Genomic DNA, 15,433 nt, shown 5'->3' with positions numbered 1-15,433 from the left:
TTGGTCTGCTTCTCCCATTGAATTTTTCCGTGCTTGGCTCCCTCATGAAACGATCCAAAAGCAGCCGCCGTTGGCTGGATGAACACGTCAACGATCCTTATGTTAAGCGGGCTCAGAAGGATGGCTTGCGTTCTCGTGCCAGTTACAAGCTGATCGAGCTGAACGAGAAGGACAAGCTGATACGTCCCGGCATGCTGGTCATGGACCTTGGCTCCGCACCGGGCGGTTGGTCACAGGTGGCTGGCGGTCTCGTAGGCGAGAAGGGACGGGTTCTGGCTAGTGATATTCTGCCGATGGACCCGCTGGAAAACGTCGACTTCATCCAGGGCGATTTCACCGACGACGCGGTGTTCCAACAGATTCTCGACAAGCTCGATGGTAATCAACCTGATCTGATCATCTCTGACATCGCTCCCAATATCAGTGGCATCGCTGCTGCCGACCAGGCGTCCTCGATGTATCTGGTCGAACTCGTCCTTGATATGGCGCGTCAGGTGCTTAAGCCCAACGGTAACCTTGTAGCCAAGGTATTCCAGGGAGAAGGCTCCGACGAGTTTCTGAAAGACGTTCGCACCTCATTCGAGAAGGTGATGATACGCAAGCCAGAGGCATCGCGGCCGCGCTCAAGGGAGGTCTATCTGGTGGCAAAGGGGTTTAAAGGATAAGGCCCCGCGGTGTGCTCTTCAGAGCTTGACGCATCGCTGGATTGCGCACAGTCCAGCGATGACAAAAAAACAAAAGGGCACCTTTCGCTGAGCGTTATGCCCTCCCGCACTATTCGCTAGATGACCGCCTTGGATAGCGCTCAACGAGTCGATGCAGAACTAAAGGTCTGGCTTTGTTCAGGTTTGACCGAAACCGGGTAAAACGATAGGCATTAAAAAGCCGGCTTGTGGCCGGCTTCGTGAGGTAGTAGCGACTTATTTTTGGTAAGCCGCGACTGCCTTTAAGATCTCCGCACGGGCTTCTTCAGCATTGCCCCAGCGTTCAACTTTTACCCACTTGCCTTTTTCAAGATCCTTGTAGTTCTCGAAGAAGTGCTTGATCTGCTCCAACAGCAGAGCCGGCAAGTCGGTATATTCCTTTACATCATGGTACAGCACAGACAGTTTGTCATGCGGAACGGCAACTAATTTTGCATCGCCACCGGCTTCGTCGGTCATGTGCAGTACGCCAACCGGACGTGCGCGAATGACGGCGCCTGGTGTAACCGGGTAAGGCGTTACGACGAGCACGTCGAGGGGATCGCCATCATCAGCCAGCGTGTTGGGGATATAGCCATAGTTGGCCGGATAGAACATCGGGGTCGCCATGAACCGGTCGACAAACAGAGTATCGCTGTCCTTGTCGATTTCGTATTTGATGGGTGCATGGTTAGCCGGGATTTCAATCGCGACGTAGATGTCGTTCGGCACGTCTTTGCCGGCCGGAATCTTGCTATAGCTCATAGAGCGACTCACCTTTGTTGGTAGGCCAAATTGATGTGGTTTGGAGTATAGGCATATTTGACTCGCGATTCGAGCCTTGGGGTGGGATAAGGTTCAAAGCAGGAACTTTGTAACGGTAAAGGACCCGAAAAAAGAGGCCTGCCTGTTAGAGGGCGGGGCAGCTTTCCTCTGAATCGGAGACAACATCGGCATGTTCCAATGGATCAATGAGGCGACAGCCATCAACCTGGCGCTTGCACTTGTCATTACTATCATCAGCTATGGCGTCATTCGCCGGCTCGTTACAGCCGTTACCAGTCGCGTTGTGAATTGGTCCTCCCGGGCAAACAGCGGTTGGGCGCACTACGTAGGCGAGATCATTGGTCGAACCAGTCGCTTGCTGATTCTGCTCATGGCTATTCAGATCGGACTGTATGTCATTGATCTGAGCCCAAGCTGGGAGGCACGCGTCAGCCATATCTGGTTCCTGGTCCTGGCTCTACAGTTCGGGCTGTGGGTCGATGGCGCAATTCTGCTGTGGGCACGTTCGGCGCTGCAGAACAGGAATGGCCATCAGCGCAGTCAGCTCACCATGACCATGATTTCGTTGATGGTCCGGGTAGCCTTGTGGACGGTGGTTCTGCTTGCAGTACTCTCCAACCTGGGTGTGGATATCACGGCGTTCGTCGCCAGCCTGGGTATTGGTGGTATTGCCGTCGCGCTGGCCGTTCAGAATGTGCTGAGTGACCTGTTTGCCTCGCTGTCCATTGGTATCGACAAGCCTTTCGAACAGGGTGATTTCGTTGTATTTGGCGATATTGCCGGCTCCATTGAATACATCGGCCTCAAGACCACGCGGATTCGCAGCCTTAGCGGTGAGCAGGTGGTCTGCTCCAACACGAAGCTGCTGCAGCAGACGATCCATAATTATAAGCGGATGTCCGAACGGCGGGTGCTGTTCCAGTTCGATATCAGTTACCGCACACCTGCCGATCAAGTGGGTGAAATTGCTCCACTCGTAAAGCAGATTGTCACGTCACTGGAGAACACCCGTTTCGATCGTGCGCATCTGCTGGCACTGGAAAGTAGTGCCTTGAAATTCGAGGTGGTGTATTACGTGTTGAGCGCGGACTACAACCAGTACATGGATATTCAACAGAACATCAATCTGGCACTGCTCAAGGAGCTGGATCAGCGTGGCATCAAGTTCGGTATGCCTGTTCGGTCGCTGGAGTTTCTGGAGGAGGTTCCCTTGGCCTATCAGGGTTCGCCGGACGCTCCTCGTGGAGGTGACTCGGCTGCGGGAATTGAAATCCGCTGAGCCAATGCCTGTAGCCGCGTCAGTGGATCCTGACGGAAAAACTGACGTAGCTGCATATAAACATCCGGATATGCCTGATCGAGTACATCGGGTGCGGTAAAGAAGTATTCACAGCAGACGGCAAAGAACTCAGCAGGATGCTCGCTGGCATAGGGATCGATCAGTGTTTCCTTATGGGTATCAATCTGTCGGTTGAGGTCATCGTAAGCAGCCTGCATGACCTCAGCCCAGCGAGGAAGCGACATGTCCCGGTGCAGTGGGGGCAGGCCATTGGCATCGCCGTTGAGCATGTCGAGCTTATGCGCCAATTCATGAATGACCAAGTTGTAACCCGTCCAGTCGCCGCTCTCCTGAACACCCGACCACGCCAAAATCACTGGACCTTGTAGCCAAGCCTCACCGCTATGGCTTTCGCTTTCCTCATGTTCGATTCCGCTATCGTCACGGTAGCGTTGTGGGCTGACAAAGTCCGAGGGGTAGAGGATCAGCTCGTGGAAGTTGCCATACCAGTCTTCCTCAGGCAGGTATAGCAAGGGCAGTTGGGCCTGGGCAGCCAGGGCCAGGCGGTCAACGTCAGCAAGCGCAATGTCACCCAGTAGCGTCAGGCGTTTATGCGCCAGAAAAAGGATGCTGCGCTGGTGAAGCCGTTGATCAGATTCAGGCGGGAGTCCGTCGAGGAAAGGCAGGCGGGAATGAACTTCATCCCAGAGCGCCGGCGGGATAACGGTCCGTTCAAGGACACGTCGATCCCGTCAGGCGCGCAGGGACCACATGCGTTAGCCGATTTCGCTGCGGCTGGGGCTCGGACGCAGACGACGGCTGACCATGCTGATGATCATGGGCAGCAGCGAGATGGCAATGATGGCGATAACCAGCATGGACAGGTGCTGCTTGATGAACGGCACATTGCCAAAGAAGTAACCCAGGGTAACCAGACCGCCTACCCAGAGGAACGTGCCCAGGACGCTGAAGCCCAGAAAACGGAGATAGTGCATACGACCGATGCCCGCCACGAATGGCGCGAACGTTCGGATGATGGGCAGGAATCGCGCCAGGGTAATGGTCTTGCCGCCATGCAGGGCATAGAACGCCTGGGTGCGCTCCAGATAGTCACGACGGAATATCTTGGAGTTTGGTCGCGAGAAAAGCTTTTCACCCAGGGTTCGGCCAATGACATAGTTTGTACTGTCACCGGCAACGGCCGCAAAGGCAAGAAGACTACCCAGAAGCCAGGGGTCCATGCCGCCTGTGGCGCAAATGGCACCAGCAATGAACAGCAATGAGTCACCGGGCAGGAAGGGCATGACTACTAAGCCCGTTTCGCAAAAAATGACCAGGAACAGGATGAAATAGATCCATGACCCATAGTTGCTGACCAGCATTTCCAGGTAAACGTCGAGGTGGAGGATCAGATCGATCGGGTTAAAGTCCATGTACAGCCTATCTATGGCAGCGGGTCGAAGCTCCATTATAGGGCGAAGGCTCTAGGTCGCGAGTAGCCATTAGGGTAAACGGTAGGTTGGGATTTGCGATCTACCGCACGGATATCTGCTTTCCTCTCTTTCAAGGCTGGAGCTCGGCTGGGATCAGATGGAATTTCGTGATTCACGAGGCGGATGAACCCATAGAGTCCTGACGGCGCTGTGCTAACCTTCGGCTCGTTTTCAATGGGGCTGCCAGGGCCTCGCTTGTCAGGGGTTATTCATGCATATCCACATTCTCGGCATCTGCGGGACGTTCATGGGCTCTCTGGCCGTGCTGGCCAAGGAGTTGGGTCATCGAGTGACCGGTTCCGATGCCAATGTCTATCCGCCCATGAGTACGCAGCTGGAGGCACAGGGTATCGAGCTGATGCAGGGATACGAGCCTGCCCACCTTGAACCGGCGCCGGATCTGGTCGTGATCGGCAACGCACTCTCCCGGGGTAATCCGGCTGTGGAGCATGTCCTGAACAAGGGGTTGCCCTATGTATCCGGACCGCAATGGCTGGCAGATCATGTATTGCAGGGACGCTGGGTTCTGGCTGTAGCGGGTACCCACGGCAAGACCACCACCACGAGCATGCTAGCCTGGGTGCTGGAGCATGCAGGCATGAGCCCGGGCTTCTTGATTGGCGGTGTACCCCAAAATTTTGGGATATCCGCCCGGCTGGGCGGAACGCCTTTCTTTATCGTAGAGGCTGACGAGTACGATAGCGCCTTTTTCGATAAGCGCTCCAAGTTCGTCCATTATCGACCGCGCACCGCTATCCTGAATAACCTCGAGTTCGATCATGCCGATATCTTTCCTGATCTGGCAGCGATCGAGCGGCAGTTTCATCATCTGGTGCGTACGATTCCAAGTGAAGGACTCATCATTCATCCAACTGCTGAAAAAGCGCTGGCTCATGTCCTGACGATGGGGTGCTGGACGCCGGTTCAGACGACAGGAGAGAGCGGGCAGTGGCAGGCCCGCTTGCTCCATGAGGACGGCTCGCGGTTTGAGGTAATCTTCGATGGGAGGACACAGGGAACGGTTGAGTGGAGTCTGACCGGCCAGCATAACGTAGCCAATGCTCTGGCCACCTTGGCCGCCGCGCGGCATGTAGGCGTCGTGCCGCCTCAAGGGATCGAGGCGTTGAATGCATTCAAGAGCGTCAAGCGCCGAATGGAAACGGTTGCCGAAATTAACGGCGTCACGATCTATGATGACTTCGCCCATCATCCCACGGCCATTGCCACTACGCTTCAGGGATTGCGGGCACGTGTAGGAGAGGAATCCATCATTGCAGTCATCGAGCCACGGTCCAACTCGATGAAGTTGGGCGCCCACCGTGACGGCCTGCCGGACAGTGTTCGACAGGCCGACTCTGTTATCTGGTATGCGCCGCCGAACCTGGGGTGGGATCTGGCCGAGACAGCAGCGAATTGCCCTGTCCCGGCGGTTGTTTGCGACTCGCTTGAGGCCATTATCGCGCGCGTTAAAGAGGCGGCGAAAGGCAGGACCCATGTAGTCATCATGAGTAACGGCGGGTTTGGTGGCTTACATAAAAAATTAGCTGAAGCATTGCGTTAAGCTTTGCATTACGCTGCTGCCTTTTGTCTTCAATGGAGTGAAATCATGGAGTATTTGTTGATTCTGTTAGCCCTAGTCGTGGCGCTAGCAGTTTGGGTCGTCTCGCAATACAACAGCCTGCAAGCGGCAATGCAGGCGATTCGCGAAGCCTCCTCAAACTTGCAGGCTTCGATGCGCAAGCGGGTCGACTTGGCTAATCAGGTGATCGATATAGCCTCTGGGTATGGCGAGCACGAAAAGCTAACCCACGTTACCCTTTCAAACAATATTGAGGGCGCGATGGAGCGGGTATCTGCGTTGGCGCAGAATTATCCGCAATTGCGTGCCAATGAAACCTACCAGACGCTAATGGAGCAGCTAGAGCGGCTGGAGCAGACAATCTTCGAGAGGCGCGAGTTCTATAACGAGCAGGTCAAAGGCTATAACGTCAAGCGCAACAGCTTTCCTACTGTGTTGATTGCCAACAAACTGAATTTCGACACGGTGCCTTACTTTGATAGCGAAGACCCAGAAGCGTTAAACAATATCAAGTTATTTGCACGGGATGACTCTGAGGCCCTACGGTTAGCTTTAAATAAAGGAAGTGATGCTGTAGTCCGCTCAGTTGCGACAGCTAAAACTAAACTAGCCAGCAAGCTTGAGGACAAGCGCGATACATCTTCTACCCCCAGTAATCCGGAGTAAGGAGACATGATGGCTGGCCCTGAACGCATTACTTTGGCAATGACCGGCGCTTCTGGTGCTCAATACGGATTACGGCTGCTTGACTGTCTGGTGCAGGAGGAGCGTGAGGTTCACTTCCTGATCTCCAAGGCTGCACAGCTGGTCATGGCCACTGAGACCGATGTGGCGCTACCGGCTAAACCTCAGGCCATGCAGGCGTTTTTGACAGAATACACTGGTGCCGCGCCTGGGCAGATCCGGGTATTTGGTCAGAGCGACTGGATGGCGCCCCCGGCGTCAGGTTCCAGTGCACCTGCCGCCATGGTGGTTTGCCCTTGTTCGACCGGCACACTGTCGGCTATTGCTACGGGTGCCTGCAATAATTTGATTGAGCGTGCGGCCGATGTGGCCATCAAGGAGCGGCGCACCTTGGTTCTAGTACCCAGAGAATCACCATTCTCCAGTATTCATCTGGAAAACATGCTCAAGCTGTCCAACCTGGGCGCGACGATTCTTCCGGCTGCGCCAGGTTTCTATCACCAGCCGCAAACGGTGGATGATCTGATCGACTTTGTCGTGGCCCGGATCCTTAATACGTTGAGTATTCCCCAAGACATGCTGCCCCGGTGGGGCGAGCATCATCTGGTGAGCGATGAGTAGGTTTCTCTGTGCGTGCCTGGTGCTTGTACTGAGTGGCTGCGCCAGCGTCAGCACGCTTAATGCGGGTAAGTCGGGCGCTCCGATCGTTTACTCGGGAACCCGGCTGGACTGGTATGCCATTCAAGGGGGCTGCTGTCCAACGGAGCGCTTTGGCGTAGAGGCTCCCGCCTATCCCGGGTTCGATCTGCCGGGCAGTCTGCTGGTGGACACGGTGTTATTCCCCCTTGCCCTGGCAAAGGTGTTGGGTATCGGGCTGAACGTTCGCGGAGGCAGTTGAGCTATCCGCAGGCATTGGCGAAGGCGGCTTCACTTCGTTATAGTCGGTCGGGTCTTCAGGGCGGGGTGAGATTCCCCACCGGCGGTAAACCACATGGTGGCAAGCCCGCGAGCGCTCCGATACGTCGGAGGTCAGCAGACCTGGTGTGATTCCAGGGCCGACGGTCATAGTCCGGATGAAAGAAGATGCGTTTGTCTGCCTATGCCGCCTGGCATAAGTAGCGTCTGCGCTTTTTGCCCTGAAACGTTCACTCACTCCAACGAGGACGTTTCATGCCTATGCTCGACCCACAACGCCATTCCCGCCTGCATGCTGCTGTAGCAGCCTACCGCGAGGGGCGCCCAGTGCTTTTGCTGGATGATGCCGACCGCGAAAACGAAGCTGATCTGGTAGCCGCTGCCGAAAACCTCACCTTGAGCACGATGGTAAAGATGATCCGGGATGGCAGCGGTATTGTCTGCCTGTGCCTGGATGATGCCAGTGTGCGGTGCCTGGACCTGCCACCCATGGTCAAGAATAACCAGGCACGTCATGGAACAGGGTTTACAGTTTCTATCGAGGCGGCGGAAGGTGTGACTACCGGTGTTTCGGCTGCTGATCGGATGATCACTATTCGGGCCGCGCTGGACTCCTGCGAAGGTCGGAGCCGAATCGTCAGCCCCGGGCATATCTTTCCCTTACGCGCGCGTGAAGGTGGGGTGCTGACTCGGCGCGGTCATACCGAGGGCTCGGTGGAGCTGGCCATGCTGGCAGGGCTACGTCCGGCGGCTGTATTGTGCGAGCTGATGAACCCTGATGGCAGCATGGCGCGTGGTACTGATGTCGAGCACTACGCGCAGCAGCACGGGATACCGGTACTGACCATTGAGGAAATCGTGCGTTACCGTGAGGAGGAAGCACTATTGGCATCCCAGTCGGTCAGCGTCGTCTGATGTAACGCCAACGTCTGCCAGCTACTCGGTCGGTTCCTGGCAGACATCCACCCATTGGGCCTCGACCAGTTCGGCCAGCCGTTGCGGGGTAATGCGCACGGCGCTGTGGATTGCGCCAGCTGCCGGCAGGACCTCATCAAAAGCTTTGAGCGAGCAATCGCAATATACCGGCATGGGCGTTGCCAGTCCGAATGGGCAAACGCCGCCTACCGGATGGCTGGTCAGCAGCTGCACGCGCTCGCCATCCAGCATCTTGGCTTTGCCGCCAAACGTAGCCTTGAGCTTTTTATTGTCCAATCGTGCATCGCCTCGTGCCACGAGCAGCACCTCACGCTCACCAATCTTCAGTCCAAGCGTTTTGGCAATTCGCCCCGGTTCGACGCCATGTGCCTCGGCCGCCAAGGCAACGGTTGCGGTGCTGGTTTCAAGCTCAATGATGTGAATATCCGGGGCGTAGGTCGTGAAAAAGTCGCGGACTGAATCCAGGCTCATGAGGGGCTCCCATTCGGTAGAGCCTGGATTCTTGAAAAGCCGGGCGCGTGCGTCAACCCTTGATCAGCATTCAACCATGCTGACAGCGAGCCCGCCCCGAGAGGTTTCCTTGTATTTGTCCTGCATGTCGGCACCGGTATCACGCATGGTACGAATGACTCGATCCAGCGAGATGAAATGTTCTCCGTCACCGCGTAGCGCCATCTGGGCGGCATTGATAGCTTTCACGGCGGCAATGGCATTGCGCTCGATACAGGGCACCTGAACCAGTCCTCCCACCGGGTCGCATGTCAGGCCTAGGTTATGCTCGAGGCCGATTTCCGCAGCATTTTCCACCTGTTCTGGCGTTGCGCCCAGCAGCTCGGCCAGCCCGGCAGCCGCCATGGCACAGGCCGAGCCCACTTCGCCCTGACACCCCACCTCGGCGCCTGAGATCGAGGCATTCTTTTTACACAAGATGCCTACTGCGGCCGCAGCCAGCAGATAGCGCACGACATCTTCATCGTTCGCATCCGGGTTGAATTTCATGTAGTACATCAGTACCGCAGGAATGATGCCTGCTGCGCCATTGGTAGGCGCCGTTACCATGCGGCCTCCCGCGGCATTTTCCTCGTTGACCGCCAAGGCGAACAGGTTGACCCACTCCATGGCTGAAAGCGTCGAGCTGATAACGCTCGGGTTGGTCATCGCCCGCAGGCTACGGTGCAGGCGAGCAGCGCGACGTGGGACTTTAAGGCCGCCCGGCAGTACACCTTCGTGAGCCAGCCCATTCCGGATACATTCGCGCATGGTCTGCCAGATGTGTAAAAGGTTTGCGCGAATATCAGCCTCGCTGCGCCAGGCTTTTTCATTGGCGAGCATGAGGGCGGAAATGGACAACCCATGCTCGCGGCACAGGCGTAGCAGTTCTGCTGCGCTGGAGAAGTCATAGGGCAGGGTAGTGGTATCCTGATCACGCTGACCGCTGGCCGCCTGTTGGCTGTCGATAACAAAACCGCCGCCCACGGAATAGTAAGTTTCCTCGAACAGCTCTCCAGTCTCGCCAAATGCGGTGATGGTCATTGCATTGGGATGGTAAGGCAGGTTCTCATCAAGCAGATGCAGGTCCCGGGTCCAGACGAACTCGATAGGATGGCTACCCCCGAGCATAAGCGTGTTTTCAAGCTTGAGCGTCTGGATGCAGGGCTCGATCCGGTCGGGATCAACCCGGTCTGGCCACTCTCCCATCAACCCCATCAACGTTGCACGGTCAGTCCCGTGCCCGACACCTGTTGCGGACAGGGAGCCATACAGGCGTACTTCTACCCGGCGAGTCTGCTCCAGGCATTGTTGCTCACGTAAGGTGGAGACGAATAATGCACCGGCTCGCATGGGGCCTACCGTGTGAGAGCTGGAAGGACCCACGCCGATTTTAAACAGGTCGAATACGCTGATGGCCATGCTGAAGTCCTGGATATGAGGTTCAATGGTGACCGTAACGTACGTAACAGTCTGAGGATCATCATGGGAAAAGCGGCCTCCCTGCACAATCGATACGTTCTAAGCGACCCTTTAGTAGAGCTAAACCCATGAGTCGGATCCTGAACGCGCAAACGCAAGCCTGGCTTCAAGTATTTGCCTGTGCGGCACGCCACCTGTCCTTTACCCGCTGTGCCGAGGAGTTGCATGTAACGCCAGGCGCCATTAGCCAGCAGATGCGACAGCTGGAAGAGCGGTTGGGGTTCAAGCTGTTTCACCGAATGGCCCGAGGGCTGGAGCTGACGGCGGAGGGGCAACGGCTGGCCTCAACGGTCAATCAGGCTTCCGGGCTTGTGGATGCGGAGCTGCGGCGGCTGAATGCCGGTCAGTTTGGCGGCGTACTCCGGCTACGCTCGATTCCTTCCTTTCTCGGCAAATGGGTCATGCCGCGTCTGCCCAAGCTGCAGGCCCGATTTCCAGATATCCAGCTTCGGGTCGTTGCCGAAGACAGCTCATGGTCACTGCGCGAGGGCGAGTTTGATCTTGCCATTGATCTTAATGACGGTAGTTATCCTGGTCTTGCATCCACGTCGTTGCTGGACGAGCAGATATTTCCGGTGTGTGCTCCTTCGCTGTTGGAGGGGCGCCCGCCACTTGATCGTCCCGAGGCGCTGGATCATTACCCATTGCTGCATGACATCACCGCCTGGCGCGGCAGTTATGAGTATGCCGAGTGGGAGTTTTACCTGGCGTCCATTGGCGCCCCTGCACTGGATGTCAGGCGAGGTCATACGTTCAATCGCAATCACCTGACTATTGAGGCGGCCATTGCCGGCATGGGGGTTGCTATCGCGCGGCGCCATTTGATCACTAACGAGCTGGAGCGGGGTGCGTTGGTTATTCCCTTCGGGGTATCCGTACCGGCGCGCAAGCGTTATGTCCTGCTTTATGCGCAAGGTGCTCTCGCTGATCCACGTGTACGCTCACTGCATGACTGGCTGGTTGAGGAGGCCCTGGCCAGTGCGTCAACGCCCCAGCCGGCGTAGCTCGTCCGACTCGACAAAACGAACACCGTCGCCTTCCTCCAACGCGAGTCGCCAGAGTGCTCGTGCCAACACGCAGACCTCAATGCCATGCCACTTGCCAGGCAGCAGCTGGGAGAGCGGGGCGGCAATCTGCTCGCCCAACCGCTGCTCGTTACGGGGGCCGAGCAACAGCGAGGGGCGTGCAAAGGTGATCTGCGGCCAGCCTTGATCCTGTAGTGCCTCTTCAAGCTCACCTTTTACCCGGTTGTAAAAGATCGAGGAGGAAGCGTCGGCACCAATGGCACTGATAACCACGAAGTGTCTGGCACCCAGTTCGCGTGCGCGACGTCCGACAGCGATGGGCAGGTCATAATCAATGGCGCGAAAGGCTTCCTGTGAGCCGGCTTTCTTGATCGTGGTGCCCAGGCAGCAAAAGGCCGTATCCAGCGGGCCGGTGAGCTGAGGCAGCATATCCAGCAATTCGCCGACCGGGTTTTCCAGGCGTGGATGAGCAGGAAGTGGTCGGCGGGTAGGCGCCAGGACACGTTGAATGGTTGGCTCATTCAGCAGGCGATCCAGTAAGTGTTCGCCGGTAAGCCCCGTGGCGCCTGTAATCAGGACATGTTGCGGAGTCAGGTGCATCGCAAAGCTCCTTTCGATGAGCATGACTGGCGGAGCAGGTAGGCGGCCCGCGCTTCTGCCCGGTCCGCTTCGTTGTAATGCCCGCCCTTATCCCATCGGACAACATTTAAGGGCGAAAGGCTCATTGCTCTGCAACGTGGCTGGTTGATCCAGCGCGATAGGCCTGCCATTTTTTCAGAACAGCAGGCGGCGCCCAGATCTGCGGCTCCGATGGCTCGAACCCTTGTGCCGCCTCGCGCTCGGCGACACGCTTGCTGGCGATCGAAAATGCCTGCTCGGGATCGTCTGTTGCCTGGAAGGCTTCTGCAAACAAGGCCTTCCCAAAATAAGTGAAGTCCGCTTCGTCCGTGCAGCCAAAAGACGTCCGGTCCGCACGTGAGGCGGTAATGACCATGGTATGGTCATCTTGCAACGGGGGAAGGAAGCCGCCGCTGTAGCAGGCTGAAACGACAACGATCTTGTCGCGGTTCTTCAGCGGCTCAAGCAGGGACGCAAATTCAATGGCCGGCAAGCTGGCCAGTTGCAGACCCGGCTCGCTCAAGGATAAACGATGGTCGGAGGAGCCATGGCTGGTGAGGTAGACAAAGATCAAATCCTCAGGCCCTGAGCGCTCGGCCAGGGTGGCAATGGCGCGATGAAGATTTTCCCGCGTTGCCAGTGGGGTTACGCTTTTAAGATCACGCTGATTGATCAGGCGAACCACGCTACGGGCATTAAAACGATTGACCATCAGCTTGGCGACATAATCGGCTTCACGTTGAAACACGCGCTGATCGCCATCGCCTGCTAGAGTAATACCGTAAAGCTCGGTACTGGCCGTAGAGGGACGGACGTTATTGAGTTCCTGACCCAGGCGCTCGCCTTGTTCCAGTAGCGCAACTTCCATGGGGTCAGGTTGGTAAACACCGTCATCGCTGCGGATGAACTGGCCTTCGCTCCAGAGCCCGCTTTCGCGGCGCCCATCGGCATGGGTGTAGGTGCCATTGCCATCGAACTGGCCGTTCAGGAAGTCACCGATATACACGCTGCCGTCTGCCTCGGTGTATTGCCCCAGCCCATGGTACTGCCAGCTTTTGAAGCTGCCGCTGTAACGGCTGCCATCGCTGCCATGGTACTTGCCTTGGCCGGTCATTTCCCCTTTCTGGAAGGACCCTTCCCAGACATTACCATCTACGCTTTGATAGCGACCCTGGCCGGAGAAAGCACTGTCAACAAAGTTGCCTTCGTACAGATTGCCTTCCTGATCGACCCATTGACCTCTGCCGTTCAGGCGGCCATCCGTGAAAATGCCGTTATATTGACTGCCGTCGCTTTCAGTCCGCGCGCCGCGGCCCTGCATGCGGCCCTCGAAGAAATCACCTTCGTAACGCCAGCCGTCATTGGACTCCAAGACTCCTCTGCCATGGTACATCCCCCGGTGGAAGGAGCCTTCGTAACGTCCGCTGGGGGAGGTCAGCTGCCCCTGGCCCTCATAGAGGCCATGGTGAAAACGGCCTCGATAACGGGTGCCATCCACAAAAAACTGCTCGCCCAGGCCTTCGGCCAGGCCGTCTCTGAACGAGGCCCGCAGCCAGTTGCCATTGGCCCAATCGAGGCGCCCCTCACCTTGCAGGCGTCCGCGCTCTACATCGCCGTGGTAGACCGAGCCATCCGGCAGACGGATCTCGGCTGCCTGGGCGAAAGGGGCGGGAAGAATTACGAGACTCATGGCGAGCCCCAGGGGAAGAAGCGCCCGGGTCGCCCGATAGGGCGACCTTACCATCCAGAGGGAACGGCCCTGATGGATGCGGGCCGCCAGCCGGCGTGTGCCGGCTTTAACGGGATTCGAGACGAACCAGATGGCGTTCAAGGGTAGACGAATAGGGTTCAAGCAGGCGTTCGACACAGCTGGCACCTTCTGGACTCGCAATAGAGCGGATTCGGGCACGCTGGCGCAGCAGTTCATCATCGGCGATGCTGCGCTCGACCAGGAGCAGGTTGCGACTGTGCCGACTGAGTGCGATAGCGTTCCGGACCGTATCGTTATTGAGCAGCTCGGGCAGCTTCAGGTTCACCAGACGTTCGCCCTGCGTCAGACCCAGCTGCAGCTGCAGCGTGATCCCGCTGTCGGCTACTTCGACCTGAAGGGCATGGCCTAGCGCTCGCATGATTTCACCGCAGCACAAGGCATGAGTCAGATAGTCATCTTCGCCCTGGGTTTCGTGGAAAAGGATCAGGCTGCCGCCATCGATGAGGCTATGCAGTTCACCCTTGTACAGCGAGGTGGCCTGCTCCAGGCAATCCCTGTAACGCTCCAGAAGACTGACCAGGCGCGTGCGGGGCAGCTTGCGTAACTGCTCTTGAGACCCGAGCTGGATCGCCAGTACCGCGCTGGAAACGATGTCGGGTTCTGACGCCATGGCCGGTGTAACGGGCTCGGCGGCTGCCGCTGTCTCTACAACTTCGTTTTCTGCCTCGTCCGGCATGACATCGGCAAAGGCGTCTTCGTCGAACTCGTCGTCACCGTCTTCGGTAGTCACCGGTGCTTTGGCCGGTTTCTTAGCGGCTGCGGCAGCCTTGCGTGGTGAGGTGGAGCGAACCTTGATACCGGCGCTTTCATCGAGGAACGGGTTGTCCTCGTCGCCTTCTACCGGAGCTGCTGCCTTGGCTTTCTTGGACGGTTTAACCGGTGCCGGTTTGGGTTTTTCCGGGACCAACCGCGCCTGGAGCTGACGTGCCAAGTCACCAATTTCATCCTGACGACCAACGCTGGGAGCCGGATCATCCGGGTCACGCAGCCAGACGCGCAGCTCCAGCAGGGGCGTGGAAATGTTGCGGCCCAGGCGAAGGCTGAGAATCAGAGTCAGCATTAACAGGATAAGCGCCAACAATCCCATGTTTTGCAGGCTGATCACCATGGGTTGCTGGAACTGATTCATGTCCAGACTGATACGCAGCTGGCCAGTGGTCACGTCTTGAAACTTGATCGACGTGGAGTAGATGCCTTCCGCCTCGCCCAGAAGATTGCGCGTCGGGCGGGTGCCTGCTTCGGCCAGTACACGATTATCCGGGCTGAACACTGCCGCGTGGGCAACCAGCGGATTACGCGCCAGATTACCCAAGAGCACGTTGAGGCTCAGCGTATCGTTGGATACCAGCAGCTCCGTCGCTGAGGCGGCCGTCTGGGTAACCAGCGTCTGACCTACGGCATCGGCCTGCTGCTGCATGGCATGCCGGAACTGCAAGGCCACGACAACGGCATAGATCACCAGGGCGGCGATGACGAGAATAAGGCTATGGGAAACAATGCGGAGCGCGATAGGAACACGGCGCTGGCGCATTGCACGAAACAGCAGAACGAAGAAATTGTCGGGCTTGACGGTCGCGTGCCGGGTCACTGGTGAATTCTTTGGGCAAAAATGTGGGGCGAAGTATAACCAGCGACCAGAGGTCGTTAAAGCGTACTAACCGAGTCCGTCAACCACTCGTCTGCGTATGGGTGG

At 57.3% G+C, this 15,433-nt stretch carries 16 protein-coding genes and 1 riboswitch; of the genes, 8 read left to right on the top strand and 8 right to left on the bottom strand.

Annotated elements, in window-relative coordinates:
• The first annotated feature begins 44 nt into the window (after positions 1-44).
• Positions 45-665 carry a 23S rRNA (uridine(2552)-2'-O)-methyltransferase RlmE gene (gene rlmE, locus JQR86_RS16720; RefSeq protein ID WP_019366818.1) on the top strand — a complete coding sequence of 207 codons (621 nt, stop codon included), beginning with the start codon at positions 45-47 and terminating at the stop codon, positions 663-665.
• 255 nt (positions 666-920) lie between these two features.
• On the opposite strand, the gene ppa is transcribed toward rlmE, so the two are convergent.
• Positions 921-1,448 (bottom strand): inorganic diphosphatase, encoded by a 528-nt coding sequence (gene ppa, locus JQR86_RS16715; protein ID WP_010796890.1) that lies wholly within the window; start codon positions 1,446-1,448, stop codon positions 921-923.
• 190 nt (positions 1,449-1,638) lie between these two features.
• Between ppa and JQR86_RS16710 the strand changes: the two genes are divergently transcribed.
• Complete coding sequence (locus JQR86_RS16710; protein ID WP_150348120.1) at positions 1,639-2,748, top strand: mechanosensitive ion channel family protein; 1,110 nt, start codon at positions 1,639-1,641, stop codon at positions 2,746-2,748.
• Here the strand turns inward: JQR86_RS16710 and JQR86_RS16705 are convergent.
• Entirely contained in the window at positions 2,688-3,470 is a 783-nt protein-coding gene (locus JQR86_RS16705) for a zinc-dependent peptidase (protein WP_407363337.1), read from the bottom strand. The two genes, JQR86_RS16710 and JQR86_RS16705, sit on opposite strands and share 61 nt — an antisense overlap.
• A gap of 54 nt (positions 3,471-3,524) precedes the next feature.
• Positions 3,525-4,181 (bottom strand): DedA family protein, encoded by a 657-nt coding sequence (locus JQR86_RS16700; RefSeq protein WP_407362791.1) that lies wholly within the window; start codon positions 4,179-4,181, stop codon positions 3,525-3,527.
• Positions 4,182-4,452: 271 nt separating this feature from the next.
• Between JQR86_RS16700 and mpl the strand changes: the two genes are divergently transcribed.
• The 5 genes from mpl to ribB all read left to right on the top strand — a co-directional run bounded on the left by mpl (position 4,453) and on the right by ribB (position 8,334).
• On the top strand, positions 4,453-5,802 hold the full coding sequence (gene mpl, locus JQR86_RS16695; protein ID WP_407362792.1) for a UDP-N-acetylmuramate:L-alanyl-gamma-D-glutamyl-meso-diaminopimelate ligase: 1,350 nt from the start codon (positions 4,453-4,455) through the stop codon (positions 5,800-5,802).
• Positions 5,803-5,847: 45 nt separating this feature from the next.
• Entirely contained in the window at positions 5,848-6,486 is a 639-nt protein-coding gene (locus JQR86_RS16690) for a LemA family protein (RefSeq protein ID WP_074823375.1), read from the top strand.
• Positions 6,487-6,495: 9 nt separating this feature from the next.
• Positions 6,496-7,125, top strand: a complete 630-nt coding sequence (ubiX, locus tag JQR86_RS16685; protein WP_074823373.1) for a flavin prenyltransferase UbiX — start codon at positions 6,496-6,498, stop codon at positions 7,123-7,125.
• Positions 7,118-7,402 carry a YceK/YidQ family lipoprotein gene (locus JQR86_RS16680; RefSeq protein WP_125887338.1) on the top strand — a complete coding sequence of 95 codons (285 nt, stop codon included), beginning with the start codon at positions 7,118-7,120 and terminating at the stop codon, positions 7,400-7,402. Before ubiX ends, JQR86_RS16680 begins: the two co-directional genes overlap by 8 nt.
• A gap of 47 nt (positions 7,403-7,449) precedes the next feature.
• Positions 7,450-7,593: riboswitch (FMN riboswitch) on the top strand.
• An 81-nt stretch (positions 7,594-7,674) separates the two neighbouring features.
• Positions 7,675-8,334 carry a 3,4-dihydroxy-2-butanone-4-phosphate synthase gene (ribB, locus tag JQR86_RS16675; protein WP_374940296.1) on the top strand — a complete coding sequence of 220 codons (660 nt, stop codon included), beginning with the start codon at positions 7,675-7,677 and terminating at the stop codon, positions 8,332-8,334.
• Between the two features lie 21 nt (positions 8,335-8,355).
• On the opposite strand, the gene JQR86_RS16670 is transcribed toward ribB, so the two are convergent.
• A complete protein-coding gene (locus tag JQR86_RS16670) occupies positions 8,356-8,826 on the bottom strand; it encodes a YbaK/EbsC family protein (RefSeq protein WP_404625242.1) in 471 nt (156 codons plus the stop codon).
• Positions 8,827-8,889: 63 nt separating this feature from the next.
• Positions 8,890-10,266, bottom strand: coding sequence for an L-serine ammonia-lyase (locus tag JQR86_RS16665; RefSeq protein WP_150348114.1), 1,377 nt, complete (start codon positions 10,264-10,266; stop codon positions 8,890-8,892).
• 128 nt (positions 10,267-10,394) lie between these two features.
• On the opposite strand from JQR86_RS16665, the gene JQR86_RS16660 reads away from it, so the two are divergent.
• Entirely contained in the window at positions 10,395-11,330 is a 936-nt protein-coding gene (locus JQR86_RS16660) for a LysR substrate-binding domain-containing protein (protein WP_010796900.1), read from the top strand.
• Here the strand turns inward: JQR86_RS16660 and JQR86_RS16655 are convergent.
• The 3 genes from JQR86_RS16655 to JQR86_RS16645 form a co-directional block, all read right to left on the bottom strand.
• Positions 11,310-11,951 carry an oxidoreductase gene (locus tag JQR86_RS16655; RefSeq protein WP_239382067.1) on the bottom strand — a complete coding sequence of 214 codons (642 nt, stop codon included), beginning with the start codon at positions 11,949-11,951 and terminating at the stop codon, positions 11,310-11,312. The genes JQR86_RS16660 and JQR86_RS16655 overlap by 21 nt on opposite strands.
• Before the next feature lie 121 nt (positions 11,952-12,072).
• Positions 12,073-13,836, bottom strand: coding sequence for a C13 family peptidase (locus JQR86_RS16650; protein ID WP_434153921.1), 1,764 nt, complete (start codon positions 13,834-13,836; stop codon positions 12,073-12,075).
• On the bottom strand, positions 13,766-15,328 hold the full coding sequence (locus tag JQR86_RS16645; RefSeq protein WP_434153919.1) for a histidine kinase: 1,563 nt from the start codon (positions 15,326-15,328) through the stop codon (positions 13,766-13,768). Before JQR86_RS16645 ends, JQR86_RS16650 begins: the two co-directional genes overlap by 71 nt.
• Between the last annotated feature and the right edge of the window lie 105 nt (positions 15,329-15,433).

This window comes from Pseudomonas sp. JZ134 (genome assembly GCF_051027695.1).
Taxonomy (GTDB): Bacteria; Pseudomonadota; Gammaproteobacteria; order Pseudomonadales; family Pseudomonadaceae; genus Chryseomonas; species Chryseomonas luteola.
Note: the sequence above shows the minus strand (reverse complement) of the source record. Positions and strands in the feature narration are given on the sequence as shown.

Bases quoted from the DNA above. Each gene is read 5' to 3' on its own strand.
- rlmE (WP_019366818.1), top strand. From the start codon at position 45: ATGAAACGATCCAAAAGCAGCCGCCGTTGGCTGGATGAACACGTCAAC.
- ppa (WP_010796890.1), bottom strand. From the start codon at position 1,448: ATGAGCTATAGCAAGATTCCGGCCGGCAAAGACGTGCCGAACGACATC.
- JQR86_RS16710 (WP_150348120.1), top strand. From the start codon at position 1,639: ATGTTCCAATGGATCAATGAGGCGACAGCCATCAACCTGGCGCTTGCA.
- JQR86_RS16700 (WP_407362791.1), bottom strand. From the start codon at position 4,181: ATGGACTTTAACCCGATCGATCTGATCCTCCACCTCGACGTTTACCTG.
- mpl (WP_407362792.1), top strand. From the start codon at position 4,453: ATGCATATCCACATTCTCGGCATCTGCGGGACGTTCATGGGCTCTCTG.
- JQR86_RS16690 (WP_074823375.1), top strand. From the start codon at position 5,848: ATGGAGTATTTGTTGATTCTGTTAGCCCTAGTCGTGGCGCTAGCAGTT.
- ubiX (WP_074823373.1), top strand. From the start codon at position 6,496: ATGGCTGGCCCTGAACGCATTACTTTGGCAATGACCGGCGCTTCTGGT.
- JQR86_RS16680 (WP_125887338.1), top strand. From the start codon at position 7,118: ATGAGTAGGTTTCTCTGTGCGTGCCTGGTGCTTGTACTGAGTGGCTGC.
- ribB (WP_374940296.1), top strand. From the start codon at position 7,675: ATGCCTATGCTCGACCCACAACGCCATTCCCGCCTGCATGCTGCTGTA.
- JQR86_RS16670 (WP_404625242.1), bottom strand. From the start codon at position 8,826: ATGAGCCTGGATTCAGTCCGCGACTTTTTCACGACCTACGCCCCGGAT.
- JQR86_RS16665 (WP_150348114.1), bottom strand. From the start codon at position 10,266: ATGGCCATCAGCGTATTCGACCTGTTTAAAATCGGCGTGGGTCCTTCC.
- JQR86_RS16660 (WP_010796900.1), top strand. From the start codon at position 10,395: ATGAGTCGGATCCTGAACGCGCAAACGCAAGCCTGGCTTCAAGTATTT.
- JQR86_RS16655 (WP_239382067.1), bottom strand. From the start codon at position 11,951: ATGCACCTGACTCCGCAACATGTCCTGATTACAGGCGCCACGGGGCTT.